At 60.7% G+C, this 25,858-nt stretch carries 22 protein-coding genes; 13 read left to right on the top strand and 9 right to left on the bottom strand.

The genetic code is table 11. From position 1 onward, the window contains the following. Positions 1-14: 14 nt before the first annotated feature. From gltX to JNB88_RS25945, 3 genes are all read right to left on the bottom strand, one after another. Positions 15-1,472, bottom strand: a complete 1,458-nt coding sequence (gltX, locus tag JNB88_RS25955) for a glutamate--tRNA ligase (protein WP_220357968.1) — start codon at positions 1,470-1,472, stop codon at positions 15-17. Positions 1,473-1,664: 192 nt separating this feature from the next. Then, on the bottom strand, positions 1,665-3,434 hold the full coding sequence (locus JNB88_RS25950) for an SLC13 family permease (protein WP_220357967.1): 1,770 nt from the start codon (positions 3,432-3,434) through the stop codon (positions 1,665-1,667). 101 nt (positions 3,435-3,535) lie between these two features. Then, positions 3,536-4,090, bottom strand: a complete 555-nt coding sequence (locus tag JNB88_RS25945; protein WP_220357966.1) for a TetR/AcrR family transcriptional regulator — start codon at positions 4,088-4,090, stop codon at positions 3,536-3,538. Between the two features lie 110 nt (positions 4,091-4,200). Here JNB88_RS25945 and JNB88_RS25940 point away from each other — a divergent pair, with 110 nt between their 5' ends. Next, entirely contained in the window at positions 4,201-5,235 is a 1,035-nt protein-coding gene (locus tag JNB88_RS25940) for an aldo/keto reductase (RefSeq protein ID WP_220357965.1), read from the top strand. 59 nt (positions 5,236-5,294) lie between these two features. Here the strand turns inward: JNB88_RS25940 and JNB88_RS25935 are convergent, their stop codons facing one another. Both JNB88_RS25935 and JNB88_RS25930 read right to left on the bottom strand, forming a co-directional pair. Then, a complete protein-coding gene (locus tag JNB88_RS25935; protein ID WP_037133374.1) occupies positions 5,295-6,056 on the bottom strand; it encodes a bestrophin-like domain in 762 nt (253 codons plus the stop codon). An 85-nt stretch (positions 6,057-6,141) separates the two neighbouring features. Next, a complete protein-coding gene (locus JNB88_RS25930) occupies positions 6,142-6,969 on the bottom strand; it encodes a helix-turn-helix domain-containing protein (RefSeq protein WP_220358051.1) in 828 nt (275 codons plus the stop codon). A gap of 92 nt (positions 6,970-7,061) precedes the next feature. Here JNB88_RS25930 and JNB88_RS25925 point away from each other — a divergent pair, with 92 nt between their 5' ends. Further along, positions 7,062-7,994 (top strand): phytanoyl-CoA dioxygenase family protein, encoded by a 933-nt coding sequence (locus JNB88_RS25925; protein ID WP_220357964.1) that lies wholly within the window; start codon positions 7,062-7,064, stop codon positions 7,992-7,994. A 40-nt stretch (positions 7,995-8,034) separates the two neighbouring features. Here JNB88_RS25925 and JNB88_RS25920 read toward each other — a convergent pair whose 3' ends face one another. Beyond that, a complete protein-coding gene (locus JNB88_RS25920) occupies positions 8,035-8,784 on the bottom strand; it encodes a TerC family protein (protein ID WP_220357963.1) in 750 nt (249 codons plus the stop codon). Between the two features lie 167 nt (positions 8,785-8,951). Continuing rightward, entirely contained in the window at positions 8,952-9,623 is a 672-nt protein-coding gene (locus tag JNB88_RS25915) for a TetR/AcrR family transcriptional regulator (protein ID WP_220357962.1), read from the bottom strand. Positions 9,624-9,778: 155 nt separating this feature from the next. Between JNB88_RS25915 and JNB88_RS25910 the strand changes: the two genes are divergently transcribed. From JNB88_RS25910 to JNB88_RS25880, 7 genes are all read left to right on the top strand, one after another. Further along, positions 9,779-10,975, top strand: coding sequence for an HlyD family secretion protein (locus JNB88_RS25910; RefSeq protein WP_220357961.1), 1,197 nt, complete (start codon positions 9,779-9,781; stop codon positions 10,973-10,975). A 20-nt stretch (positions 10,976-10,995) separates the two neighbouring features. Continuing rightward, positions 10,996-12,588, top strand: coding sequence for a DHA2 family efflux MFS transporter permease subunit (locus JNB88_RS25905; RefSeq protein ID WP_220357960.1), 1,593 nt, complete (start codon positions 10,996-10,998; stop codon positions 12,586-12,588). Positions 12,589-12,735: 147 nt separating this feature from the next. Beyond that, on the top strand, positions 12,736-13,761 hold the full coding sequence (locus JNB88_RS25900) for a LacI family DNA-binding transcriptional regulator (RefSeq protein ID WP_220357959.1): 1,026 nt from the start codon (positions 12,736-12,738) through the stop codon (positions 13,759-13,761). An 18-nt stretch (positions 13,762-13,779) separates the two neighbouring features. After that, positions 13,780-15,234: a xylulokinase gene (xylB, locus tag JNB88_RS25895; RefSeq protein ID WP_220357958.1), complete on the top strand. Its 1,455-nt coding sequence runs from the start codon at positions 13,780-13,782 to the stop codon at positions 15,232-15,234. Positions 15,235-15,271: 37 nt separating this feature from the next. Beyond that, positions 15,272-16,582, top strand: coding sequence for a xylose isomerase (gene xylA / locus JNB88_RS25890; RefSeq protein ID WP_037133388.1), 1,311 nt, complete (start codon positions 15,272-15,274; stop codon positions 16,580-16,582). A gap of 170 nt (positions 16,583-16,752) precedes the next feature. Next, positions 16,753-17,529 (top strand): phosphodiester glycosidase family protein, encoded by a 777-nt coding sequence (locus JNB88_RS25885; RefSeq protein ID WP_220358050.1) that lies wholly within the window; start codon positions 16,753-16,755, stop codon positions 17,527-17,529. 71 nt (positions 17,530-17,600) lie between these two features. Continuing rightward, positions 17,601-17,819 (top strand): hypothetical protein, encoded by a 219-nt coding sequence (locus tag JNB88_RS25880; RefSeq protein ID WP_220357957.1) that lies wholly within the window; start codon positions 17,601-17,603, stop codon positions 17,817-17,819. A 33-nt stretch (positions 17,820-17,852) separates the two neighbouring features. Here JNB88_RS25880 and JNB88_RS25875 read toward each other — a convergent pair whose 3' ends face one another. After that, positions 17,853-18,884 carry a LacI family DNA-binding transcriptional regulator gene (locus tag JNB88_RS25875; RefSeq protein WP_220357956.1) on the bottom strand — a complete coding sequence of 344 codons (1,032 nt, stop codon included), beginning with the start codon at positions 18,882-18,884 and terminating at the stop codon, positions 17,853-17,855. A 170-nt stretch (positions 18,885-19,054) separates the two neighbouring features. Between JNB88_RS25875 and JNB88_RS25870 the strand changes: the two genes are divergently transcribed. The 3 genes from JNB88_RS25870 to JNB88_RS25860 all read left to right on the top strand — a co-directional run bounded on the left by JNB88_RS25870 (position 19,055) and on the right by JNB88_RS25860 (position 22,698). Beyond that, positions 19,055-20,578, top strand: coding sequence for a sugar ABC transporter ATP-binding protein (locus JNB88_RS25870; RefSeq protein WP_220357955.1), 1,524 nt, complete (start codon positions 19,055-19,057; stop codon positions 20,576-20,578). Positions 20,579-20,657: 79 nt separating this feature from the next. Then, a complete protein-coding gene (locus tag JNB88_RS25865; protein WP_220357954.1) occupies positions 20,658-21,662 on the top strand; it encodes an ABC transporter permease in 1,005 nt (334 codons plus the stop codon). A gap of 88 nt (positions 21,663-21,750) precedes the next feature. Further along, complete coding sequence (locus tag JNB88_RS25860) at positions 21,751-22,698, top strand: substrate-binding domain-containing protein (RefSeq protein WP_220357953.1); 948 nt, start codon at positions 21,751-21,753, stop codon at positions 22,696-22,698. A 62-nt stretch (positions 22,699-22,760) separates the two neighbouring features. Here JNB88_RS25860 and JNB88_RS25855 read toward each other — a convergent pair whose 3' ends face one another. Beyond that, entirely contained in the window at positions 22,761-24,539 is a 1,779-nt protein-coding gene (locus JNB88_RS25855) for an adenylate/guanylate cyclase domain-containing protein (RefSeq protein ID WP_220357952.1), read from the bottom strand. Between the two features lie 253 nt (positions 24,540-24,792). On the opposite strand from JNB88_RS25855, the gene JNB88_RS25850 reads away from it, so the two are divergent. Further along, positions 24,793-25,845, top strand: coding sequence for a sugar phosphate isomerase/epimerase family protein (locus tag JNB88_RS25850; protein WP_220357951.1), 1,053 nt, complete (start codon positions 24,793-24,795; stop codon positions 25,843-25,845). Positions 25,846-25,858 lie beyond the last annotated feature (13 nt).

Raw genomic sequence — 25,858 nt, 5'->3', positions numbered from 1 at the left:
TGCAAACGTCCGGTTCAGTTCTTCGGGCCGACGAGGGAGGCGACTGCCTGAGAGGCCAATTTCAGCCTCTGGCGCACGACCGAGCGGCCGAGGATCGCCATCGAGTCGAAGAGCGGCAGCGAGCGCGACGAGCCTGATACGGCAACGAAGAGCGGCGCCACGATGACCTTCAGCTTCTTCCCCATGCGGTCGGCAATGGCGCGCAACTCGGCTTCGATCGTCTCGACGTTCCATTCGAGGATCTTTTCGAGATCCGGCTGAACGGTGTTGAGGATCTCGAGGATCTCTTCCGGCGGCGACTTGATCTTGGCGAAGGCCGACGGGTCGAGGCCGAGATCGGACTTCAGCAGGAAGCCTGCCAGCTCCGGCAACTCGCCGAGCTTTGAAATGCGTGACTGCGACAGGCGGAGGCCGGCCTTCAGACGGTCGTTTTCCATCGCCCAATCGAGGACGCGGGCCTGGAATTCTTCTTCCGACAGCTTCTCGCGGATCCAGCGGCCGTTCAGCCAGTCGAGCTTCTGGATGTCGAAGATGGCGCCTGCCTTGGAAAGGTTCTCGGGGTCGAACTTTTCGGAAAGCTGATCCATATCAAGCAGCTCTTCGCCTTCGGCGATCTGCACGAAGAACAGGCCGAGGAAGTTCATCAGCGCTTCGGGGATATAGCCGAGAGCGGAGTAGTAGGAGATCGACGTCGGGTTCTTGCGCTTCGAGAGCTTCGACTTGTCGGCATTGCGCATCAGGGACAGATGCATGAACACCGGCTGTTCCCAACCGAAATAGCGGTAAAGCAGGATGTGCTTCGGTACCGAAGCCAACCACTCTTCGCCGCGGGCGACATGGGTGATCTTCATCAGATGATCGTCGATGACATTCGCCATGTGGTAGGTCGGCATGCCGTCGCCCTTGATCAGGACCTGCATGTCGACCGAATCCCACGGAATGCTGACATCGCCGTAGACGCCGTCGGTGAAGTCGCAGGAGCCCTCGGTCGGGATCTTCATGCGGATGACCGAGCCTTCGCCAGCAGCCATCTTGGCGCTGACCTCTTCGGCGGAGTATTTCAGGCAAAGGCCGTCATACTTCGGCGCCTTGGCGGCGGCGCGCTGCTCTTCGCGCATCTTTTCCAGACGCTCGGGCGTGCAGAAACAGCGGAAGGCATGGCCCTTGTCGAGCAGTTCCTGGCCGTAAGGCGTGTAGATGTCCTTGCGGTCGGACTGACGGTAGGGGCCGTAGGGGCCGCCGATGTCAGGGCCTTCCTTCCATTCAAGGCCGCACCATTTCAGCGCGTCCAATACCTTCGTCTCGAATTCCGGGGTCGAGCGCGTGGCATCGGTGTCTTCGATGCGCAGGATGAACTCGCCGCCGTTCTTCTTGGCGAAAAGATAGTTGAAGAGTGCGATATATGCAGTGCCGACATGCGGCTCGCCGGTCGGCGAGGGAGCAATGCGGACGCGGACGCCGGAAGCTGTCATTTTTATGTGCCCGTCAAATGAATGCCGGACGGCTTTTCCTGAGAAAGCGACGTTCGGCCGGAAAGAATGCAGATAACTGGATCAGGAAACCGGTCGGAAAAGGGCACTGCCCCCGTTGATCCGTCAATTGCCCGTTTGGCTGGCCTTAAGGCCATATTCGACCGCGCGCGTCAAGGAAAATGGGCGATCGCGTCAATGGACAGGCCAGACGTAGAGCAGGACAGGCACGCTGACGAGGACGATGATGAAGGAAAGCGGCAAGCCGAGACGGGGGTAATCGCTGAAGCGGTAGCCGCCCGGGCCGAAGACAAGCGTATTGCACTGGTGGCCGATCGGCGTCAGGAAATCGCAACCGGCACCAATGGCGACCGCCATCAGGAACGCTTCAGGTCTGTATCCCAGTGTCTGGGCGAAGCTTGCCGCGATCGGCGCCATGACCAGGACCGTCGCGGCATTGTTGAGGAACGGTGTCACCGCCATGGCGGTGAGGAGGATCAGCGCCAATGCCCCGAAGGGTGGCATCTGGGCCGCGAAGTGGCCGAGCCATCCGGCAATCAGGTCACTGCCGCCCGTCGTTCGCAATGTATCGGAGACGGGGATCAGGGCCGCCAGCATGATCAGGATCGGTCCGTCGACAGCCTTGTAGACCTCGGCAAGCGGAATCACGCGGAAGACGACCATTGCAAGGGCGGCACAGAAGAAGGCAATTGAAACCGGGACCATTCCCGCTGCCGTTATACCCATCGCCGCCGCGAGGATTATCAACGGGACGTAGGCTCTGCGCGGCGTACCGAGCATGATGTCTCGCTGTGCCAGGGGAAGACAGGAGAATTCCTGCAGGAAGGCTGGCAGGTTTCGGCGACTGCCCTGCAGCACAAGCACATCGCCGGCCCGCAGCGTGACTTCGCTCAACCGCTCCGTCAGTCGGTGGCCGTGGCGGCTGACGGCAAGGAGGTTGATCCGGCGGCGGTTCCACAGCGAGAGTTGGCGCGCCGACCAACCGATCAACATTGATTCCGATGAGACGACAGCTTCAATGGAGGTGACGTCTCCCTCGTCCTTCGCCTCCGGTATCGGCTTGCCGGCAAGCTTGAGTTTAGCGTTCGAGACAACCCGGTCGAGCGCTTCGGGCCGCCCCTCCAGCAAGATCGTGTCGCCAGCCTTCAGCAGGATGTCAGGGAAGGGCGAGAGGCGGGAATGCCCGCGCAGGATCGCGGTTGCGACCACTTCGCCATCCCCGAGCTGCAGGATCTCGTTGAGCTTCTTGCCTTCGAAGCCTGAACCTTCGACCACGGTTGCTTCGGAGAAGTAGTTCTTCAGGTCCAGCGCTTCCTCGAGCGAGGGATTCTCGTTCTGCCGCTCCGGAACGAGCCAGTGGAAGAAGATCAGAAAGACGATGCCGACCAGAGTAAGCGTCGCGCCAACGGGCGTGAAGTCGAACATGGTAAAGGGCTCGCCGGTGATTTCGCCCCGAAGCCGCGAGACCACGATGTTCGGAGAGGTGCCGATCTGGGTCATCAGCCCACCGAGGAGGGCTGCGAAGCTCATGGGCATCAGGTAGAGCGAAGGGGATCTCCCGGTCTTGCGGGCAAACTGGAAGGCAACCGGGATCATGATCGCAAGCGCGCCGATGTTCTTGATGAAGGCCGACAGAACCGCGACGACGATAAGGAGAAGGGCCAGCTGCGAATGCGGGTTGTTCAGATTCGGAAAGAAGCGCTTGATTGCCGTGTCGACGATCCCGGAGCGCGCCACGCCGGCACTGACAATGAGGGCGCTGCCGACGATGATGACGATGTCATCACTGAAACCCGAGAATGCCTTGTCAAATGGAACGATCCCAACGGCCACGGCGAGCACCAGCGCGCAGCAGGCCACCAGATCATAGCGAAACCGGTCCCAGATGAAGACTGCCATCATCAGGCCGATAACGCCGAAGGCGAGAATCTGCTGCGTTGTCATGCGATTCCAGCGACTTGAGGGTAGGCTGCCGGCGAGCGCCGGTCGTACTGATATCTGTAAGCTTTCCTGAACTAATCAATGCCGCGCCAAGTGCAAAGTTCCTAACTCTGCTCGTCCAGGACGCGGATCGTCTGTGCGAGAATTTCGTCCGAGAGGGCGGGATCATCGACGGCCCGCGCCATGACGAGGGCGCCGACAAGGCTTGAGAGATCGGCTATGGCCTTGCCGCGATCGACCGTTGCCCCCTGCTTCGCCTGGATCTGCTCGACCTGCTCGATGCGTGTGCGGACATAATCGGCGATGGCGCCGCGCTGTCCTTTCGGAAGGCGGGCGATTTCAGGACCCAGAGCCGCGACCGTGCAGCCGCTCTCGGCCGCATCGCGATGAGCCTTCGACAGATAGTTCTTTGCGAGGGCGCCGAGCGTAGCGTACTCCGGCTCGGAGCGAAGGCTCTCCTGCAGTGCGTGGCCGACGGCTTCGGCCGCGAGATCGCCTTTCGATTTGAAGTGGCCGTAAAAGCCGCCATGGGTCAGTCCGGCACCCTTCATCACTTCGTCGACGCCGACGGCATGAATTCCCTTCTCGCGAAACAGCCTGCCGGCGGTGTCGATGATGCGTTGGCGGTTCTGGCTCGCCTGTTCCTTGGTTGGACGCATTTTAGTCTCTCATCATTTGAGCTTGACAATTTATATGACGTTCGTCATTTAAATGCAAATGAATGACGATCGTCATTTAAATTGTAAAGGAAGCAAGGAAGGCAATCACAATGCGCTACAGGATCTTTGGCCGAACCGGCCTTCGCGTCTCCAGCATGGCACTTGGTACGGGCAACTTCGGAACGGGCTGGGGCTACGGTTCAAGCCGTGACGAGGCCAAGGTCGTATTTGATGGCTACCGCAGCGCCGGCGGCAACTTCGTCGACACGGCAGACCAGTATCAATTCGGCCAGTCGGAAACGATGCTGGGCGAATTCATTGCCACCGACCGTGACGACATCGTCGTCGCTACCAAGTTCGCGCTCGGCGACCGTTACAAGGCGGGCCTGCAGGGCACCGGCAACAGCCGCAAGGCGATGGTGCAGTCGGTGGAAGCAAGCCTGAAGCGGCTCGGCACCGATCGCATTGATCTTCTCTGGGCACACATGCCCGATGCCGTGACGCCAATCGACGAGATCATGCGCGGCTTCGACGATCTCGTCCGCTCGGGCAAGATCCTCTATGCCGGCCTTTCCGACTTCCCGGCGTGGCGGGTCGCAACAGGCGCAACCCTTGCCGAACTGCGCGGCTGGGCGCCGCTGTCGGCTCTGCAGTTGGAATACAGCCTGGTCGAGCGCACGGCCGAACGCGAACTTCTGCCAATGGCGGCGGCTTTTGGACTTGGCACCGTCGGCTGGTCGCCGCTCGGTGGCGGGCTGCTGACCGGCAAGTACCGCAAGGGCGAAACCGGCCGCCAGCAGGGGCTTGGCGCTGTCATCCACTCCGAAAGCGATGCGCGCAAAACTGCTACGGTCGATACGGTTCTGGCAATCGCCGAGGAAACCGGTGTGCCTGCGGGGCAGATCGCCATCGCCTGGGTGTTGCACAAGGGCACGCTACCGATCATCGGGCCGCGCACGGTAGCGCAGCTTTCCGACAACCTCGCAGCGCTCGACGTGACGCTCACCGAAGAGCAGATCCGGCGTCTCGATAACGCCAGCGCCATACCACTTGGCTTCCCACACGACGTTGTTTCCCGCAGCCGCGATACGCTTGCCGGCGCCAAGGCGGATCTCATCGACTGGCCGACGGTTGCCGTTCGCTAGGCCCAGTCCACAGTATGCCGTGCCGTCTCATTGACGACGGCACGGAATTTTCGGCGTTGCTATTGCTGAAGTTCGGCAAGCGCGCGGCGAAGAGGCGTGTCGGAAATCTGGATCCAGCCAGAGAACGGGATGTCCATATCCAGCACGACGAAGATCGACAGGGAGATGAGAAGCGCGGAGATTGCAAACATCATGACGACAATGATGTTTCTCGGCGCACGATAGCCGAAACTGGCAAAGATCAAGGTCAGCCACGCCGTCAGCATGCTGATGAGCGGCCTTGGAATGACGCCCTCGGACTGTTCAACGATCACCCATCGCTGCTCGACCATCCTCTGGTACTGCAGGCGGGCATCGTTCCAGAGTGCGACATGCCCTGGGTCGGATGGCCGTATCAGCGCAAGACTGTCTCCGACGGCATTGAGCGCGAACTCGCTCGTGCGGTCGCTTTTGACCAGAGGGTCGGGGGCGGCGCGTGCAGGATTGGTCAGGGCCTTTTCAACATAGTGTTCCAGCCGCTTACGGGTGTCGCTGGCTTCGAGGCCATAGGTGCGCAGGGTTCGGTCGAGAAGGATGATCTGGGTTGCGAAGGCATGAACGTTCTTGTCGATCTCGGCGAAGGTGTTCTTTGATGAATTGATCATCAGGCCGAAAACGAGCGAGGTCATCACGACGAAGATGTTGGCGACCAGCCGGACAACGGTGTTGGTCTCGTCCTGACGATGATGCACCGGCAGCTTCGAGTAGGTCAGCATCGTTCCGATGGAAGCGGTCATGAGCAAGGCGAAAACTGCAGCCGCCACCAGCAATTCCAGCACCATTTTACCGCTTCCCCCGCGTTTTGGAGCAAACTAGCCGTTTTCACTGACTTTGCCAGTCGAATGCATTGTCACGATCAGCCTCGGCCTAGGATCGGCGGTGCTGGCGGCGAAACTCGCTCGGCGAACAGTTCTCGCGATCCTGAAACAATCGCGAAAAATAGAATGCGTCGTCGATCCCGACCACGTGCGAGATTGCCTCGATCGAGAGGTCGGACGCCGCCAGCAATTCCTTGGCGCGATCGACGCGAAGGCGCAACTGGAAGGCCTTCGGAGACAGCCCGACGGCGGCCTGGAAACGCCGCCGCAACGTCGCGGGGGACATCCCGAATTCCACGGCAAGAGCGTTCATGTCGGTCGGCTCGAAGGCGCGCCGCTGCAACGCGTCGATAGCCTGCTCGACCCCGGTCTCGTCGACATCGTGCCTCCGTGTGCTTGCCTGGCGGGCGCATTGGACGGCAACGCGATGAAGCGTCGCTGACGCCGATGCGAGGCTGAGCGGATCGCCAGAGGCAACGTCCAAATGGAGAGTGCCGAAGAGATGCAGCATCTCGCGAAGGTTATGAAGCCGCACCACCGGTGCTGCCGTTGAGATCAGGCGACGGTCAATCAGATCGGCCATCAGCGTGCCCTCGAAGAGTGCCCATCGCTCCTCCCAGCTTTCACCTTGGGTCGGTCCATAGGAATGCAGCGTCCCGGCGGGCAGCCAGAAGAGCGAAGGACCGTTGATTTCCTGGACGCCTGCCGCGGGTGTCTGCACCGTCCCGTGCCCGGCTTCCACAAGCACAACCGCGTGCACTGGCAGCCGGCGGTTGGCAATGCGTGTTTCGATGCGTTGCCGGCCAAACCCCGTGACGGCGAGCGCCGTCGCACCTGCTGGGCGAGACCGATAGAGAGCGATCGGGGCGTCATTCATGAGCGAAAAGTCCATGCATTCTTTCTGTCCATGGCCAATTTCTTTTCTGTGAACGAGATTGGCGCAGCTATTTCGTTTTGGGAGTGATCGAAATGTCAAGTCTTGCCCTGGACCAGCAGCCCGCACTGGCGCCGGCGACCGGTCTCGTCGCCAATGGGAAAGTGCTGTCGACAGCTGCAAACCGGATGGGCGCGCTCGTTCCGACCGATCCGTTGATTGGCGTGGAGGCGGTCCGCAAGCTCTATCGCGAACAGGGCTATGTCTGGTTGAAGGGTTTTCTTGATCCTGAAGCGGTGAATGCGTTTCGCGGGTGGGTTTTTGCGCATCTTGCGCGTGCCGGTCTCATCGAAGCCGGTTCAGATCCGACTGTCGGCCTGTCCGCGCCTGGCGGATTGGATCGTGGCTACGCCGACCGCATCCTCATGTCGATTGTCCGCTCGGTCGCGTTTGAAGGCTTTTGCGCGCAGCCGCGGCTTGCGCAGTTCATGGACGAGTTCCTCCGCGGGATTTCCTACCTACACAAACGCAAGATCATGCGCTTTACCCAACCCGATACGACGACAGCGACCCCTGCTCACTACGATCTTGTCTATCTGCGCGGCGGCACCAGCCGGCTCGTGACCGCCTGGATACCGATAGGCGACACGCCGGCCGACATGGGCGGGCTCGTCTACCTCGAGGGATCTCATGCCATCGGTGTTCGCATGGAGGAGGAGTTTGCCAGGAACAGCCTCGACCTGTCTGCTGAAGAAAGGATCAGTGCCTTCAACCGCAACATGACCGAGGGAGGTTGGGTTTCCAAGGATCTTCCTGAGATGGCAGACCGTTTCGACGCGCGCTGGCTTATTGCCGACTACGAGGCCGGCGACGTCGTGCTGCATAGCCCCTATATGATCCACGCCTCGACCACAAATCAAAGCGCTGCGAACCGGATCAGGTTATCGACGGATATCCGCTACCAGAATGTCGATGACGAGATCGACGCCCGTTGGAGCAATCACTGGAGCCTGGGGGACATGCTCTAGGAGCGCGGCAAATGCAGCCGCGCTCCGATTTGGTCAAAGGCTAGTGTCCGCCGGACTTCTTTCGCTGACGCGCGTTGCGGGCGAACATGTTGAGGATCTCGACCAGCGCCGAGAAGGCCATGGCCGCGTAGACGTAGCCCTTTGGCACATGGAAGCCCATGCCTTCGGCGATCAGGGTCGTGCCGATCATCATCAGGAAGGCGAGGGCCAGCATGACGATGGTGGGGTTCTTCTCGATGAAGTTCGCAAGCGGCGTTGCGGCGACCAACATGACGGTAACTGCGGCGATAACGGCGACCACCATGATCGGCAGGTGCGGGGTCATGCCTACCGCAGTGATGATGCTGTCGACGGAGAAGACGAGATCGAGCAAAAGGATCTGGCCAATGGCGGCTGTAAAGCCGGCCGTCGCTGCCGTCCCGATGAAATCCTCGTTGTGATCGACCGGATCGACGTTGTGGTGAATTTCCTTGGTTGCCTTCCAGAGCAGGAAGAGGCCGCCGGCGATCAGGATCATATCCTTCCAGGAGAAGCCGTGGCCGAACAGTTCGAAGACCGGCGTCGTGAGCTTTACGATCCAGGCGACGGTACCGAGAAGGGCGAGGCGCATGACAAGCGCAAGGCCGATGCCGATCTTGCGTGCCTTCTCGCGGTGCTCGGGCGGCAGCTTGTTGGTAAGAATCGAAATGAAGATGAGGTTGTCGATCCCGAGGACTACTTCCATCACCACGAGGGTGATGAGGGCCACCCAAGCGGCCGGGTCCTGAACGAGCATCATGATGTCTTGCATCGGCGTTTATCCCCTTGCGCCACCTAAACTGACGCTCGCAATGTACGGACGCGGCTCGCCTTGGCAAGCGCGCAAGGGGATATACGAAAGCAAGATGACTTTTATTCCTCGATGGGCGAGGAGATTTCCGTCAGGTCGTGAGCATTCGAGCTCCGTAGCGGTCGTGTTTACGATTGCTTCCTGGTGCCATAGGCCGCGGTGAAGACGCGGATGGCGCCGTTGACCACGCGATCCATCTCCTCGCGCGGCGGCGGGGCGTCCATATCGCCGAACAGGCGCAGTTTGAAGAAGCTTCCGCTGCAGAGTTCGAGGAATTGGCGCGCGGCAAGTTCGATGTCGTCGATCTCAAACCGTCCAGCTTCGATCTGGCTCGTCAGGAAGTCCTTCAAGACCGTCCTGATGTTCTCCGGGCCGGTGAAGAATTGCTGACAGAGGTGAGGCATGCGGTCGCGTACGCCGATCACTGTGCGCATGGCATTGATGACTTTATCGTCGGTGATATGGCGGATGAAGGTGATGCCGAAGTCGTGCAGCGCCACATCGACGTCACTCGATTCCGTCAGAGCGTTGCGAACGCTGGCGACGAAGGCCGCCCGCTCGCTCTCCATCATTGCGGTGAAAAGCTCTTCCTTGTTGGCGAAGTAGACATAGAGCGTTCCCTTTGACACCCCGGCTTCGCGCGTTACATCGTTCATGCTCGCGGCATCGAAGCCGAGTTTCATGAAAACGCGGCGGGCACCGTCGAGAATTTGCTTGCGCTTTGCGGGGTCTTCACCCGCGGCCCATCGGCCGCCCGTAGAAGGAGACTCGTCTGCGCGCGTATCGGAAAGCTCTGTCATCGCTCCTTAACCATATTCGCATCTGCGAACGTTTCGTTAATAAAATCGAACCGGGTGGTTCGATACGTCTTGATATGAATGTAAAAAGGCTCTATGTCAACTGAACCGAACCGTTCGGTTCGATTAAATTTCACTCGATTTATCGGTATCCGTCCATGTCGTCCAGTCCAAAAGCCAATGTTGCCCGCATCGTCAGCGAGACCGCTGAGACCGAGGGCAAGGCTCAGGAAGCAGCAGTTCCTGCCGCGGAAGCACCGCACGCGCCGCAAGCCCCCGCCGATACAAAGCCGGCTCCTGCCGCGCAGAAGAAAAAGCGTGGCTTCGCATTGCCGATCATCGGCCTTGCGCTTCTCGCCGGCGCTGGCTGGTACGGTTACGACTGGTGGACGACGGGTCGTTTCCTTGTCTCGACTGATGATGCCTATATCGAAGGCGACATCGCGACGATCTCGCCGAAGGTTACCGGCTATGTCGCCAAGGTGAATGTCGTCGCCAACCAGCAGGTCAAGGCGGGCGATGTTCTGGCAACGCTCGACGACGGCGACTACAAGTTGGCTCTCGATCAGGCGATCGCCTCGCTTGAAACCGAAAAGCTCTCGCTACAGCGCATCGATGCGCAGATTGCTGGCGGCCAGGCAAGTCTGGATCAGGCGGAGGCCCAGAAGGCGGCTCTCGAAGCCACTGTTCGCGGCGCTCAGATCACCCAGACTCGCGCTGCCGAACTGCAATCGAAGTCGGTCGGTACCACCGCCAACCTTGATGCTGCAAATATCGCGCTCGATCAGGCAAAGGCGAACCTCGTCGGCGGCAATGCCGCAATCGCATCCGCGCATGCGAATATCACGCTGCTGCAGGCACAGCGCCGCGAAGCTGAAAGCACGATCCGCCAGCTCGAGCTTTCTCGCGACAAGGCTGCTCGCGATCTCTCCTTCACGATTCTGAAGGCACCTTATGACGGTGTCGTCGGCAACCGTTCTGTGCAAGAAGGCGACCTCGTTTCGCCCGGCCAACGCCTGATGGCACTCGTCCCGGTCCGCCAGCTCTATATCGACGCGAACTTCAAGGAGACGCAGATCCAGCATCTGGTTCCGGGTTCGAAGGTCAACGTGCATGTCGATGCCTATGACGATCATCCGATCGTCGGAACCGTCGAGTCTATCTCGCCGGCATCCGGTTCGGTCTTCTCGCTGCTGCCTCCGGAAAACGCCACGGGCAACTTCACGAAGATCATCCAGCGCGTGCCGGTTCGTATCGCGTTGCCGCAGGACGCTCTCGACAGCGGCCGTCTGCGTGCCGGCCTCAGCGTCGTCGTCGACGTCGACACCCGCACGGCGCCGGAAGCCGGCAAGTAATATCCTGACGAGGTAGGCCCATGGCCGGCAGCGCAACAGTTGGAACAGTCCCGGTCGCCCCGGCGGCCGCGGACCAGATGGACCCACGCAAGCTCATCGCGTTTTTCGCGATGGTCCTTGGCATGTTCATGTCGATCCTCGACATCCAGATCGTGTCGGCATCGCTTGCCGAAATCCAGGCAGGCCTTAGCGCCGGCTCGGACGAGATCGGCTGGGTGCAGACCTCGTATCTGATTGCCGAAGTCATCATGATTCCGCTGTCAGGGACCTTGGCGCGCATCGTCTCGACGCGATATCTGTTTGCGGCCTCTGCGGCCGGCTTCACGTTGGCGAGCGCGCTCTGCGCGACGGCGACGAGCATCGATCAGATGATTGTATATCGCGCCATCCAGGGCTTCATTGGCGGCGGCATGATTCCATCGGTCTTTGCAGCCGCCTTCACGATCTTTCCGCCGTCGAAGCGCAGCATCGTGTCGCCGATCATCGGCCTGATAGCCACGCTCGCACCGACGATCGGCCCGACCGTCGGCGGTTATCTCAGTCACGCTTTCTCCTGGCACTGGCTGTTCCTGGTCAATATCATTCCCGGCATTGCCGTGACGATCGTCACGTGGAATTTCATCGATTTCGACAAGCCGGAATTCTCCCTGATCAAGAAGTTCGATTGGTGGGGCCTGTTGTCGATGGGCGTTTTCCTCGGCGCGCTTGAGTATGTGCTGGAAGAGGGCAATTCCAACGACTGGTTCAACGACAGCTATATCTTCATGGGCGCGATCGCCTCTGCCGTTGCTGCCGTCGTCTTCTTTTATAGGGCCTTCACCGTGGAGTTCCCGGTTGTCGACCTGAGGGCTTTCACGAACCGGAACTTCGCCTTCGGCTCGGTGTTCTCGTTCGTCATGGGTATCGGCCTTTACGGGCTGACTTACATTTATCCCGTCTATCTCGGGCGTATCCGCGGCTACGATTCGCTGATGATCGGCGAGACCATGTTTGTCTCGGGCCTGGCGATGTTCTTTACGGCTCCGATTGCCGGAAAGCTGTCGGCGAAGATGGACTTGCGGCTGATGATGGTGATCGGCTTTGCCAGCTTCGCGGCCGGTACCTACATCATGACGCATCTGACCCAGGACTGGGATTTCTACGAGCTCTTCATTCCGCAGATATTCCGCGGCTTCGGGCTGATGATGTGTATGGTGCCGATCAACAACATCGCACTTGGAACCATGCCGCCAGCGCGAATGCGCGGCGCGTCCGGCCTCTTCAACCTGACCCGCAACCTCGGCGGTGCGGTGGGGCTGGCGATTATCAACACGGTGCTGACGAACCGGCAGGACGTTCATTACGAGCGGTTGCGCGAGAATATCGATTGGGGAAATCCCGCCGCGATCGACCAGATGAACAACATGGCAGCGAACTTCAATACCTACGGCATGGATGGCGCAGCGGTCGCGATCAAGCAGATGGTCGGACTGGCAACGAAGCAGGCTGTCGTCCTCGCCTTCAGTGACGTCTTCCTGCTGTTGACCGTGCTTTTCCTCGCTATGATCCTCGGCGTCGCAATGCTCGATAAGCCCGCGCCGCAGGGCGGAGGCGGCGGTGGCGGCGGCCACTGAATAGTCTTTCAAATCAATGCTGAAGGCCGATCCAGGAAACCGGGTCGGCCTTTGTTTTTGCACAAAGATCTGACGTGAACGGAAACGTTTGCAGATTTTGATTTACGTACATCAAATTTGGAGCTAAAGGTCTCATCAGGAGGAGAGATGAGGCCAACAGTCCACGATATCGCTGCTGCGGCAGGCGTCAGCCTGGCAACCGTCGACCGGGTTTTGAACCGGCGTCCGGGTGTGCGCCATGTGACGCGCGAGAAGGTCGAGAACGCCATTCGCGAGATCGGCTATGTCAGGGACGTTGCTGCCGCAAACCTCGCGAAGGGCCGGACCTATCCGCTGGTCTTCATCCTGCCGGCGAGCGACAATTCCTTCATGCATGGACTGAACGACGAGGTGCGCGCCGCCATCGCGCGCTCGTCCGTGGAGCGAACGGCGATCCGCACGCTTGAGGTGCCGGCGTTCGATCCTGCGGCGCTCGTCAAGGTTCTGAATGAGCTTGGCGAGGAACGGCCTGCCGGAATCGCGCTTGTCGCGACCGACGCCCCCGAGGTGCGCGATGTCGTCGACCGGTTGGTGAAAGACGGCATTCCCGTCGTCACGCTGGTTTCGGATCTCACCGGTTCGCAGCGCCACCACTATGCAGGTGTCGACAACATCGCTGCCGGCCGTACTGCCGCACGGCTGCTCGGGCGGTTCCTCGGAGGCGCCAAGGGAGAGATCGCGGTACTTGCCGGTTCTATGCTGGTGCGCGACCATCGCGAACGCCTCGAGGGCTTTGCCGCCGTCATCGCGGCGGAGTTTCCATCGCTTTCCATTCTGCCTGTCATCGAAGGCCGCGACGATCCTGAAATGGCGCATATGCTGGTCGCGGACGCGCTGTCGAAGAAAGGCGATATCATCGGGGTCTACAGCCTCGGTGCCGGTAATCGCGGCCTGATCAGGGCGCTGAAGGAAAAGGCCGTCGATCGGTCGCTGACGGTCGTTGCCCACGAGCTGACGACCCATACGCGCGCGGCGCTGCTCGACGGCACGATTGACGCAATTCTGAACCAGGATGCCGGGCACGAAGTGCGCAGTGCTATCCGCGTCCTGAAGGCGAAGGCGGACGGGCTTGCCGTCATCGAGGCGCAGGAACGCATCCGCCTCGACATTTTTCTAAAAGACAATCTGCCGTAACGGCAAAGGGAGAAACACATGTATCTGGGTCTGGATCTCGGAACCTCCGGCGTCAAAGCCATGTTGATCGACGGCGATCAGAAGATCATCGGCTCGGCCAATGGTTCGCTCGACGTTTCGCGCCCGCATTCCGGCTGGTCGGAGCAGGAGCCCTCGCACTGGATCCGCGCGACGGAAGAGGCGGTTGCCGGGCTGAAGGCAAAGCACCCCAAGGAACTTGCCGCCGTGAAGGGTATCGGTCTCTCCGGCCAGATGCACGGTGCGACGCTGCTCGACGCCGACGACAAGGTGCTGCGCCCCTGCATTCTCTGGAACGATACGCGCTCCTACGTCGAAGCGGCTGCGCTGGATGCTGATCCGCGCTTCCGCAAGCTGACCGGCAACATCGTTTTCCCCGGCTTCACCGCACCGAAGCTTGCCTGGGTTGCCAAGCATGAGCCGGAGATTTTCGCCAAGGTTGCCAAGGTGCTGCTGCCGAAGGACTACCTGCGTCTCTGGCTGACCGGCGAGCACATCTCCGAGATGTCGGATTCGGCCGGCACGTCCTGGCTCGACACCGGCAAGCGCAAATGGTCTTCGGAGCTGCTTGCAGCGACCGGTCTTGATGAAAAGCAGATGCCTCGCCTGATCGAAGGCACGGAGCAGGGCGGCAAGCTGCGCGGCGAGCTGGCCGGCAAGTGGGGCATCACGGGAAGCGTCGTCGTTGCCGGCGGGGCCGGGGACAACGCGGCGTCCGCGTGCGGCATGGGCACGGTCAGCGACGGCGCGGCTTTTGTGTCGCTCGGCACCTCGGGCGTTCTGTTCGCCGCCAATGCTGCTTATCTGCCGAAGCCTGAGAGTGCCGTGCACGCCTTCTGCCACGCGCTGCCCAATACCTGGCACCAGATGGGCGTCATTCTTTCTGCGACGGACGCGCTGAACTGGCATTCCAGCGTCACCGGAAAGTCGGCGGCGGACCTGACCACCGAACTCGGCGAAACGCTGAAGACGCCCTCCGGCGTCACCTTCCTTCCCTATCTCTCCGGCGAACGTACGCCGCACAACGATGCTGTCATTCGCGGCGCGTTCATCGGGCTCGAGCATGAGAGTAGCCGTGTGGTGCTGACACAGGCGGTTCTCGAAGGCGTGTCCTTCGCCATCCGCGACAATCTGGAAGCGCTGCGCTCTGCTGGCACTGATATTTCCCGCGTCACGGCAATCGGCGGTGGTTCGCGCTCGCGCTACTGGCTTGCCTCGATCGCAACCGCGCTCGGTGTTCCCGTCGACCTGCCTGCCGATGGCGACTTCGGCGCGGCGTTCGGTGCAGCACGCCTCGGCCTGATCGCGGCAACAGGCGCCGATCCGGTTTCCGTCTGCACGCCGCCGAAGACGGCTGGCACGATCGAGCCCGTCGCGGCGCTCTCTGGCGCCTACGAAGATGCCTACAAGCGCTACCGCGCTCTCTACCCGGCGATCAAATCGCTGCAGCACTGAACCCAGAACAACAATTCGAAACCTGAGGAGACATGAGATGAGCACCGGATTTTTCGGCGACATCCAGAAGATCAAGTACGAAGGCCCCGAGAGCACCAATCCGCTCGCCTTCCGCCACTACAACAAGGACGAAGTCGTTCTCGGCAAGCGCCTGGAAGATCACCTGCGCTTTGCCGTTGCCTACTGGCACACGTTTGCCTGGGAGGGCGGCGATCCCTTCGGCGGACGGACCTTCCTGCGCCCCTGGTTCGAAGACACGATGAAGGCCGCCAAGCTGAAGGCTGACGTCGCGTTCGAGCTCTTCCAGATTCTCGACGCGCCGTTCTACTGCTTCCACGACGCCGACGTGCGCCCCGAAGGCAAGAACTTCGCTGAAAACACCAAGAACCTGAACGAGATCGTCGACTACTTCGCCGAAAAGCAGGCTGCATCAGGCGTCAAGCTGCTCTGGGGTACGGCGAACCTCTTCTCCAACCGCCGCTTCATGTCGGGCGCCGCGACCAACCCGGATCCGGATGTTTTCGCCTACTCCGCCGCGACGGTTAAGACCTGCATGGACGCCACGGCCAAGCTCGGCGGCGCCAACTATGTTCTCTGGGGCGGCCGCGAAGGCTATGAAACCCTGCTCAACACCGACCTGAAGAAGGAACTCGACCATCTCGGCCGCTTCCTCAACCTCGTCGTCGAGTACAAGCACAAGATCGGCTACAAGGGCACGATCCTCATCGAGCCGAAGCCGCAGGAGCCGACCAAGCACCAGTACGACTACGACGTCGCGACGGTCTATGGCTTCCTCAAGAACCACGGCCTCGAAAACGAAGTGAAGGTCAACATCGAGCAGGGCCATGCGATCCTCGCCGGCCACTCCTTCGAGCACGAGCTGGCGCTCGCCAACGCGCTCGGTATCTTCGGTTCGATCGACATGAACCGCAACGACTACCAGTCCGGCTGGGATACCGACCAGTTCCCGAACAACGTTCCTGAAATGGCGCTCGCCTACTACCAGGTCCTGCAGGGCGGCGGCTTCACGACCGGTGGCACCAATTTCGACGCCAAGCTGCGCCGCCAGTCGCTCGATCCGGAAGATCTGCTGATCGGCCATATCGGCGGCATGGACGCCTGCGCCCGCGGTCTCAAGGCTGCTGCGAAGATGATCGAGGACAAGGCTCTGTCCGGTCCGCTCGATGCCCGCTACGCCGGCTGGGATTCGGCCGAAGGCCAGAAGCTCGCTCGCGGCGAATACTCGCTCGAGCAGATCGCCGAGTGGGTCGAAGCCAAGGACATCAACCCGCAGCCGAAGTCCGGCAAGCAGGAACTGCTCGAAAACATCGTCAACCGTTACGTCTGATCGGCGGTTGATTGTGGAGGAGAAGGCCGGGGAACGAAGGTTTCCCGGCCTTTTTGTTGATCGCCGCAAAGCGCGGGGCAGTGGCTTCGACGCTTGGGGCGAGATAGGTTGCCGGCGCTGAGCGGTTTGCGGGCAGCCGACTGCGATTAGAAGGAAAGGGCATGGCTGCGATGAGTTCTCTCAGACTGGGTATGCTTGCCGGGGTAGCGATGCTGGCCGCCGCGACGGCTACGGGGGCGGCCGCGGCTGCTCCTTGTGTGCAGGACACCTTCGAGGACGAAGCCTATGTCGTATGCACCGTCGAGAAAGGAACAGACGGTCTCCGCTTGTTCTGGAAGAACGCAGATGGAGCGCCTTATCGCGATTTTTCCGGCGTCGCCGAGGCCGCGCGCGGCAAGGGAAAGACCCTGGCGTTTGCGGTCAATGCGGGCATGTATCTGCCCGACTTTTCGCCGATAGGGCTGTACGTTGAGGACGGCCGAGAATTGCGGCCTGTTAACCGCGCGCCGAGCGATGGGCCGGCCACCGGTCCTGTGCCGAATTTCTACAAACGACCGAATGGTGTCTTCTTTCTCGATGACGCGGGCGCCGGGATCCTTCCGACACAGGAATTCCTGAAGCGCCGCCCTGCGGTCCGTTTCGCCACGCAGTCTGGCCCGATGCTTGTCATCCGCAACAGGTTGAACCCGATCTTTATCGTCGGATCGACAGACCGGACGCGCCGGAGCGGCGTCGGCATCTGCAGCGATGGCGCGATACGCTTCGCGCTCAGCGAAGGCAGGGTGAATTTTCATGATTTTGCACGGCTATTCCGCGATCATTTGAAGTGCCCCAATGCGCTGTTTCTCGATGGTGGCAGGGGCGTCGGGCTCTACAGTCCGGTCCTTGGACGCGACGACAAGTCCTGGCATGGGGGGTTCGGCCCGATATTTGGATTTGTCGAGTAGGGCCGTTCTGACTTGCATGGTGTCCGCCAGCGAGCGTAGAGCGTCCTTGTAGCCAAACGGGAGGTCGACTCATGGACGACAAAGAGCGTGATTGGACCGCCCTGGTGCAGGCCGTAGCCGATAGCCCCAAGCGTGACAACAGCGCCTATCACAGGGCAATGGCCGAGGCTCGACAGGCATTCGAGGCCGCTGAAGCTGCTCTTGGCGGGCCGGTTCAGGTCAAGACGAAAACCAAGATGAAACGAAGCGGCGAATACGTGGTGAAGTGGGTGTTCAAGCCGGTGAAATGATCGCCGCCTCGGCGATGATCTGACCTGCTGATATCAGCGCTTCGTCCATCGCCGTGACGGGGCGCCAACGGAATTGCGCACCACCAGATCCGGACGCAGCAGGATTTCGGTCTCCGCAGGCTGACCGTCGGAAAGAAATTCGAGCAACAGGGCCATCGCCTGCTTGCCAATCAATGTCCGCGGTTGGCGGATAGTGGTCAGCGGCGGTGACATGAAGACGGCCTGGGGCACGTCGTCGAAGCCGGTCACCGAGAAGTCGCTCGGGATATCGTAGCCGCGAGCGTTGAGGCCGATCATCACGCCGATCGCCGTCTGGTCGTTGACGCACATGAAGGCCGTCGGCAGTGTGTCGCGCATGAAAAGCTGCTCGACCGCGTGGCGGCCGCTTTCCAGTGTCCCGTCGCCTTCGAGAACGATGCGCATGTCGGGCGCGACGCCCGCTGCATCGAGCCCCGCGTCATAGCCTTGCCGACGCCGGCTGTAGGCGAGGCGCGTGCGCGAATCGCCGATGAAGGCGATCTTGCGATGGCCCTCGGCGAGCAGCAGGTCGACCGCCTTTCTGGCGCCCTCAACGTCATCGACGCCGACATAGGGGATGCCACCGTTAAAGACCGGCTCGAAGACGCCGACGCTCGGCGGCAAGCGAGCCGTCATCGTCTGATGGCCAAAGGGCAGGATGCCAGTAAAGAGGATCAGCCCGGCGGCCTGGTTTGAATTCAGGAATTTCAGATATTCGAGGCCGCGCTGCGCATCGTTCTGCGTGTGGCCGATCAGAATGCCGTAGCCATGGGCGCGCGCTTCGTTCTCCAGGCCGACAAGAATATTGGAAAAGTTCGGGTCGCCGATATCAGGGGCAACCACCAGAATCATGTTCGACCGGCCGAGCCGCAGGCTGCGGGCCATGGCGTTGGTCGTGTAGCCGGTGATAGCGATCGCCTGGTTGACCTTGAGCCGCGTGGAGTTGGCGACCTTCTCCGGCGTGTGGATCGCCCGCGATACCGTCGCGATCGAAACCTCGGCTATCCGAGCGACGTCTTCTATGGTTGCGGGCGTGGAATTCGACACTGCGTCCTGCCTTGGGATGCCTTCGCCGCGACACTACACAGACTTGCCCGCAGGTCAAACGCTGCGACCTGCAGATCTGTGTGTAACAGTGATGTAAACCTTTACATCGGTCGTGTAAAGGTTTACATATGGCTTCAAGCGGATGGGAGCCGCAGGGAGGAAATCAGTCAATGAGTGTGGATTCTGCCGACGCCGCGCCCGTGGTGTTGTCCGCGCGGCGCATATGCAAGTCGTTCAGCGGCGTGCAAGTCCTCTTCAGTGTCAATTTCGATCTGCGTGCCGGTGAGATTCATGCTCTCATGGGCGAAAACGGCGCGGGCAAGTCGACTCTCGTCAAGGTCATGTCGGGTTTTGAGCAGCCGAGTTCCGGCGAGATTTTGCTCGACGGCAAACCGGTCGTCCTGCCGGCCAATGGCGCGGCAGAAGCGCTGGGCATCGTTCTCATCCACCAGGAATTCAATCTCGCCGAGCATCTGACGGTCACGGAGAGCCTTTTCCTCGGTCGCGAAGTCACGCGTTTTGGCGTGCTCGACCGCAAATATATGCGCGCCGAGACCCGCAAGGCACTCGATTTGCTCGGTTCGCACGTCGACGAGAATGCCATCATCGGCACATTGTCGATCGCCGACAAGCAGATGGTGGAAATCGCCAAGGCCATCAGCCGCGATGCCCGTGTCGTCATCATGGACGAGCCGACGGCAGTGCTGTCGCGCGAAGAGACGAATTTCCTGTTCCGACAGGTGCGCAAGCTGCGCGACAGCGGGACGAGCTTCATCTTCGTATCCCACAAGCTCGACGAGGTCATGGAGATCACCGACCGGGTGACCGTGTTGCGCGATGGCCAGTGGGTCAAGACAGCGCCAACGGCGATGCTAGACGGCGAATCCATCGCCCAACTGATGGTCGGACGCGAGCTTTCAAGCCTTTACCCCACGAAGGTCGAGCCCAATGTCGACGAAGAAGTCGTCCTCCGCGTCGAAGGTGTTTCGACCGGCTACGTCCAGGATGCGAGCTTCGAGGTCCGCAAGGGTGAGATCATCGGCTTCTCCGGCATGATCGGCTCCGGTCGGACGGAGTTGATGGAGGCGATTGCCGGACTGCGGGCGCGCGTATCGGGCGAAGTCGTCATTCGCGGCGAGACCGTGCCGTCGGGCGACGTGCATGCCGCCAACGGTGCCGGGCTTGCCTACATGACGAAAGATCGCAAGTCGAAAGGCTTGTTGCTGCGCTCCGGCATGATGACCAATCTGACGCTGCAGTCGCTCAATCAGCATTCGCGGCACGGCTATCTCAGCCCGAGCAGCGAGGCGAAGGCGCTTGCCAAGGCGCGGCGGCGCTTCGATATCCGCGTTCGCGACACCAACATCGTTGCCGGACGCATGTCGGGCGGCAACCAGCAGAAGCTGCTGCTTGCCAAGGTCATGGAGACCGAGCCCGAGATTATCATCATCGACGAGCCGACGCGCGGGATCGATGTCGGTACCAAGCAGCAGATTTATCATTTCATCTCGGCGCTGGCGCGCGACGGCCGATCCATCATTGTTGTCTCCTCGGAGATGCCTGAGGTGATCGGTCTCTGCACACGCGTCGCCGTGATGCGTGAGGGGCGGATCGTCGGCGTCCTCGAGGGCGACGAGATCTCCGAGCAGGAGATCATGCGCTATGCAGCCGGATTGAAGAAAAAGGCCGCCTGACGCTGGCGGGAGCGGCTGTGCCCGGCACGCCGTGCAGGTATGATGCCCATCAAATAAGGGGCGGGAGGTTGGTTTGGAAATGAGCGTGAACGAGGAGACCAGGGAAATCAGGCGTCGCCCCTGGCGGGATATCGATCTCAGGGCCGTCGCGCCTTTTGCTGCCCTGATCCTGCTGCTGATTGTCGGCGCTCTGGTCAACCCGAACTTTATCGGCATCACCAACCTCGCCAATGTCGCGACGCGCTGCGCGTTCATCGCCATTATCGCCGTCGGTGCGACTTTCGTGATTTCGGCAGGCGATCTTGACCTTTCCGTTGGCTCCATGGTGGCATTCGTCGCCAGCCTGATGATTTTGCTGATGAATTCAGGCGTGATCGCTGATCCGACGTTGATGTTGGCCGCTGCGGCCGTTTTCACGCTCGTTGCCGGTGCGCTCTGCGGGCTTGCCAATGGTCTGATCACCACTGTTGGCCGGATCGAGCCTTTCATCGCCACGCTCGGCACCATGGGTATCTATCGCGGCCTGACGACCTGGCTCAGCCAAGGCGGCGCGATCACGCTGCGCTCCCCTGATATTCAGACGCTTTACCGTCCGGCCTATTTCGGCAGCATCCTTGGTGTGCCGGTGCCGATTGTCGTGATCCTGGCAGTCACGGCAGTGGCTGCCTTCATTCTTTACCGCACGCGCTACGGTCGCCATGTCGTCGCTGTCGGCTCCAACAGTGACGTGGCGCGTTACTCCGGCATTGCGGTCAATCGCGTACGCACGATCGCCTTCGTCATCCAGGGGCTCTGCGTTGCCATCGCCGTGCTGCTCTATGTGCCGCGCCTCGGCTCGACCTCTGCAACAACAGGCATTCTCTGGGAGTTGCAGGCGATCACCGCCGTCGTCGTCGGCGGCACGGCGCTCAAGGGCGGCGCCGGCCGCGTCTGGGGCACGATCTGCGGTGCTTTCATTCTTGAGCTCGTCGGCAACATCATGCTGCTGTCGAACTTCATCAGCGAATATCTCATCGGTGCGATCCAGGGTGCGATCATCATCATCGCCATGCTGGTGCAGCGCTCGCTGGTCCGCAAAGCGTAAGCGGACTGGCTCCAGGAATTGGCCGGGATCACAGGGCGTCCGGTTGACGGGTAGGAAAAGTCCCTGACGTTTATTGGGAGGAAATAGAATGCGCAAACTCATGTTGGGTCTTGCGGTTGCGGCCGTCACGCTGGCGGGTACCGCATACGCACAGGACAAGAAGTTCACCATTGGCGTGTCCATTCCGGCCGCTGACCATGGCTGGACCTCGGGCGTCGTCTTCCACGCTGAGCGTGTGGCCAAGAAGCTGATGGAAGAGCATCCTGGCCTGAACGTCATCGTCAAGACTTCGCCTGATGCCGCTAGCCAGGCCAACGCCGTGCAGGACCTTGATACGCAGGGCATCGATGCACTTGTCATCCTGCCGTCGGATCCGGATCCGCTCGTCAACGCCATCAAGGAAGTCAAGAACAAGGGCAAGTACGTCGCGCTCGTCGACCGTGCCCCGTCGACCAATGATGACAGTGTTCGCGACCTCTATGTTGCTGGTAACAACCCGGCGCTCGGCGAAGTTGCCGGCAAGTACATCGCAGCGCAGACGCCGGACGCCGAAGTCGTCGTCATCCGCGGTCTGCCGATTCCGATCGATCAGCAGCGCCAGGACGGCTTCGACAAGGGTATTGCCGGCTCCAAGGTCAAGGTTCTTGACCGCCAGTACGGCAACTGGAACCGCGACGATGCCTTCAAGGTCATGCAGGACTACCTGACGAAGTACCCGAAGATCGACGTTGTATGGTGCCAGGATGACGACATGGCTGTCGGCGTGCTGCAGGCGATCGAGCAGGCCAAGCGTACCGACATCAAGTATGTCGTCGCCGGCGCCGGCTCCAAGGACATGATCAAGAAGGTCATGGACGGCGACAAGATGATCCCGGTCGACGTTCTCTATCCGCCGGCAATGGTTGGCACGGCCATGGAACTGACGGCAGCTGGCCTTTACGACCAGGTTCCGGTTCGCGGCACCTTCGTCCTCGACGCAACGCTCGTCACGAAGGACAACGCCAAGGACTTCTACTTCCCGGATTCTCCGTTCTGATCTGAAAAAGTGTAATGCGGCGCCCGTTCGAAAGGACGGGCGCCTTTTGATGTCGCCGCTTGCTAGTCGGGCAGGCCGGCACTGGCAAGATCCGCGATGCAGCGGTCGATGAAGGTGACGGTCATGACAGGATTGTCGCCGAAATAGAATTCTCGCCGGGCGTCGGCACAGGTCATGCCCGGTCGGAAGCGATGAAGCCTGGAAATCGCCTCTCTTGCCTCGGCCGATTCTCCTTGGCTTCCGAGAGCCGCAGCCAGGAAGATCGCTGGCCAGAACGTGGCATTCGGTGAATGGAGCGATGCGCGCGCTGCTTTGGTCGCCTCCGCCATGTTGCCCAACTGATAGTTCGCAAGCGCGACAATGTTATGGAAGGTCCAAAGATGTGGGTCGCGAGGACTGAGCCGGAACGCCTCCTTGACCTCGTCAATGCCTTCCGCGGGGCGATCGACGTAGCAGAGCACCTGCCCGAGCGCGAAGTGAGCCTGCGCGAAACTCTGATCGAGCTGCAATGCGTTGCGCAGGTGCGCAAGGCCGGCTTCGGTCGCACCATCAAGCGCGAGCGCCCTGCCGAGGGCAAGATGCGCAGCCGGCTCTTTCGGATCGAGTGCAATCGCCCGCTCCGCAAGGTCAATCGCCTCGCAGATTCGTTCGGCTCGCTCATCGAGGGGGCCGTACCAGCCGAGCTGAATGTGAACATAGGCAAGTCGGGCCTGCGCTTGCGCGAACGTCGGGTCGATACTGATCGCCTGCTCGAAAAGCGTCCTGGCGGTCTTCAATTCATCAAGAGTGAACCTGTAAAGATGCCAGAGGCCCTTGAGGTAGATTTCCCAGGCATCCATGTCGAATACGGCGCGTCCGCGAAGCGCGGCGAACTCGATGGAATCCAGTTCCGGCTCTATGGTGCCGGTGATCTCCGATGCGAGCTGGTCCTGGACGTCGAAGATGTCAGCCAGGGTTCGGTCGTAACGTTCCGCCCAGAGCAGCGTGCCATCCGTGCCGTTCAGCAGCTGCGCGCTGATCCGAACCCGATCGGCTGCTCGGCGCACGCTGCCTTCGAGCACGTACTTGACGCCAAGGTCTTCCGCGACCTGGCGGACATTGGGTTTGCGCCCCTTGTAGCTGAAGGACGAGTTTCTTGCGGCGACCAAAAGCCAGCGGCAGCGTGCCAGCGTTCCGATCAGCTCATCGGTGAAGCCGTCGGAGAAATGCTCCTGCCCTTCAACACTCGACATATTGGTGAACGGAAGCACAGCGATCGAAGGTCGGTTGCGCAGTCGCGACGTGGCCTCGGCCCTCGACCCTGCGGTCGATTGCGGCTGCTCGTTTTCTTCGGCCGTCCATCGCCACACTCGGATCGGTCGCTCGATGTTCTTCAATCTCCTGTTGCCGAAATCGACTGCCCTGAAATCCAGCTTGGACCGGATCTGGTCGTTGACCTGCTGCGAGATACAGATCCCTCCGGGTGGTGCCAGCGCCTGCAGGCTCGCGGCGAGGTTCACTCCGTCTCCGAAGATGTCGTTGTCCTCGACAAGCACATCGTCCACGTGGATGCCGATCCGCCACAACATGCGCTTGTCAGCCTTGATGGACTCATTGCGCCGAAGCAGTGCTCTCTGAATATCCATGGCGCAGCCAACGGCATCGACGACGCTCGAAAACTCCGCCAGCGTGCCGTCACCGACAAATTTGACGACACGGCCATGATGTTTTTCGATGCTGGGGACGATGACTTCGCTGTTGTGGGTTTTCAGCGTGGCAAAGGTGCCGGTTTCGTCAAGGCCCATCAGCCGGGAAAAGCCGACAACATCAGCATCCAAGATTGCTGCCAGACGCCGCGTCATGCGCCACCCTCCTGGTTACAAGACAGTAGCACGGCACGAAGCTATGTCCATCGCCACAATCGCTGCAAGATGGCAGGAGAAATGCGGTACGTACATCTTGCAGCCCGGAACAGGCCGTGGTTAAGTCGGCCGCCTTCGATTTCCGCCCAGTGGGGCAAATTTGCAGTTTCGCCTAAATCGGCTTGCAGACTTCAAATCGCGTGCTAGAACACTACCAGAAACGTTTACGGTCATCTTTTAGGGAGGAATTGACATGAAAACGATCAAGGGTCCGGGCCTGTTCCTTGGACAGTTCGCTGGCGATACAGCGCCTTTCAACTCGTGGGATTCGATCACCAAATGGGCAGCCGATATCGGCTACAAAGGCGTGCAGGTTCCGACCTGGGCGAGCCAGCTGATCGACCTCAAGAAGGCGGCATCCTCGAAGGACTATTGCGACGAGTTTGCCGGCGTCGCGCGCCAGAACGGCGTCGAAATCACCGAGCTCTCGACCCATCTCCAGGGCCAGCTCGTCGCCGTGCATCCGGCCTATGACGAAGCCTTCGACGGCTTTGCAGCTCCTGAGGTGCGCGGCAATCCGAAGGCTCGCCAGGAGTGGGCTGTCGAGCAGGTGAAGATGGCGCTGACGGCCTCGAAGCATCTCGGCATCAAGGCGCATGCGACCTTCTCCGGCGCGCTTGCCTGGCCGTTCATCTATCCGTGGCCGCAGCGCCCGGCCGGTCTCGTCGAGACCGCCTTCGATGAACTCGCCCGCCGCTGGACGCCGATCCTCAATCATGCCGACGAAAACGGCGTCGACGTTTGCTACGAGATCCATCCGGGCGAAGACCTGCATGACGGCATCACCTTCGAGATGTTCCTTGAGCGCGTGAAGAACCATCCGCGCGCCAACATGCTCTACGATCCGTCGCACTACATCCTGCAGTGCCTGGACTACCTCGACAACATCGACATCTACAAAGACCGGATCAAGATGTTCCACGTCAAGGATGCAGAGTTCAATCCAACCGGCCGCCAGGGCGTTTACGGCGGTTATCAAGGCTGGGTCGAGCGTGCCGGACGCTTCCGTTCGCTCGGCGACGGACAGGTCGATTTCGGCGCTGTCTTCTCGAAGATGACGGCCAACAACTTCGACGGCTGGGCCGTGGTCGAATGGGAATGCGCGCTGAAGCATCCGGAGGACGGCGCACGTGAAGGCGCCGAGTTCGTCAAGGCGCACATCATTCGCGTCACCGAGAAGGCGTTCGACGACTTCGCAGCAGGTGGTACGGACCAGGCGGCCAACCGGCGGATGCTGGGGCTTTAGTAAGCTAAAACCC

The sequence above is a fragment of the Rhizobium cauense genome (assembly GCF_019511525.1).
Lineage (GTDB): Bacteria > Pseudomonadota > Alphaproteobacteria > Rhizobiales > Rhizobiaceae > Rhizobium > Rhizobium cauense.
This window is presented reverse-complemented; position numbering and strand designations above follow the sequence as displayed.

Bases quoted from the DNA above. Each gene is read 5' to 3' on its own strand.
- gltX (WP_220357968.1), bottom strand. From the start codon at position 1,472: ATGACAGCTTCCGGCGTCCGCGTCCGCATTGCTCCCTCGCCGACCGGC.
- JNB88_RS25950 (WP_220357967.1), bottom strand. From the start codon at position 3,434: ATGACAACGCAGCAGATTCTCGCCTTCGGCGTTATCGGCCTGATGATG.
- JNB88_RS25945 (WP_220357966.1), bottom strand. From the start codon at position 4,090: ATGCGTCCAACCAAGGAACAGGCGAGCCAGAACCGCCAACGCATCATC.
- JNB88_RS25940 (WP_220357965.1), top strand. From the start codon at position 4,201: ATGCGCTACAGGATCTTTGGCCGAACCGGCCTTCGCGTCTCCAGCATG.
- JNB88_RS25935 (WP_037133374.1), bottom strand. From the start codon at position 6,056: ATGGTGCTGGAATTGCTGGTGGCGGCTGCAGTTTTCGCCTTGCTCATG.
- JNB88_RS25930 (WP_220358051.1), bottom strand. From the start codon at position 6,969: ATGAATGACGCCCCGATCGCTCTCTATCGGTCTCGCCCAGCAGGTGCG.
- JNB88_RS25925 (WP_220357964.1), top strand. From the start codon at position 7,062: ATGTCAAGTCTTGCCCTGGACCAGCAGCCCGCACTGGCGCCGGCGACC.
- JNB88_RS25920 (WP_220357963.1), bottom strand. From the start codon at position 8,784: ATGCAAGACATCATGATGCTCGTTCAGGACCCGGCCGCTTGGGTGGCC.
- JNB88_RS25915 (WP_220357962.1), bottom strand. From the start codon at position 9,623: ATGACAGAGCTTTCCGATACGCGCGCAGACGAGTCTCCTTCTACGGGC.
- JNB88_RS25910 (WP_220357961.1), top strand. From the start codon at position 9,779: ATGTCGTCCAGTCCAAAAGCCAATGTTGCCCGCATCGTCAGCGAGACC.
- JNB88_RS25905 (WP_220357960.1), top strand. From the start codon at position 10,996: ATGGCCGGCAGCGCAACAGTTGGAACAGTCCCGGTCGCCCCGGCGGCC.
- JNB88_RS25900 (WP_220357959.1), top strand. From the start codon at position 12,736: ATGAGGCCAACAGTCCACGATATCGCTGCTGCGGCAGGCGTCAGCCTG.
- xylB (WP_220357958.1), top strand. From the start codon at position 13,780: ATGTATCTGGGTCTGGATCTCGGAACCTCCGGCGTCAAAGCCATGTTG.
- xylA (WP_037133388.1), top strand. From the start codon at position 15,272: ATGAGCACCGGATTTTTCGGCGACATCCAGAAGATCAAGTACGAAGGC.
- JNB88_RS25885 (WP_220358050.1), top strand. From the start codon at position 16,753: ATGAGTTCTCTCAGACTGGGTATGCTTGCCGGGGTAGCGATGCTGGCC.
- JNB88_RS25880 (WP_220357957.1), top strand. From the start codon at position 17,601: ATGGACGACAAAGAGCGTGATTGGACCGCCCTGGTGCAGGCCGTAGCC.
- JNB88_RS25870 (WP_220357955.1), top strand. From the start codon at position 19,055: ATGAGTGTGGATTCTGCCGACGCCGCGCCCGTGGTGTTGTCCGCGCGG.
- JNB88_RS25865 (WP_220357954.1), top strand. From the start codon at position 20,658: ATGAGCGTGAACGAGGAGACCAGGGAAATCAGGCGTCGCCCCTGGCGG.
- JNB88_RS25860 (WP_220357953.1), top strand. From the start codon at position 21,751: ATGCGCAAACTCATGTTGGGTCTTGCGGTTGCGGCCGTCACGCTGGCG.
- JNB88_RS25855 (WP_220357952.1), bottom strand. From the start codon at position 24,539: ATGACGCGGCGTCTGGCAGCAATCTTGGATGCTGATGTTGTCGGCTTT.
- JNB88_RS25850 (WP_220357951.1), top strand. From the start codon at position 24,793: ATGAAAACGATCAAGGGTCCGGGCCTGTTCCTTGGACAGTTCGCTGGC.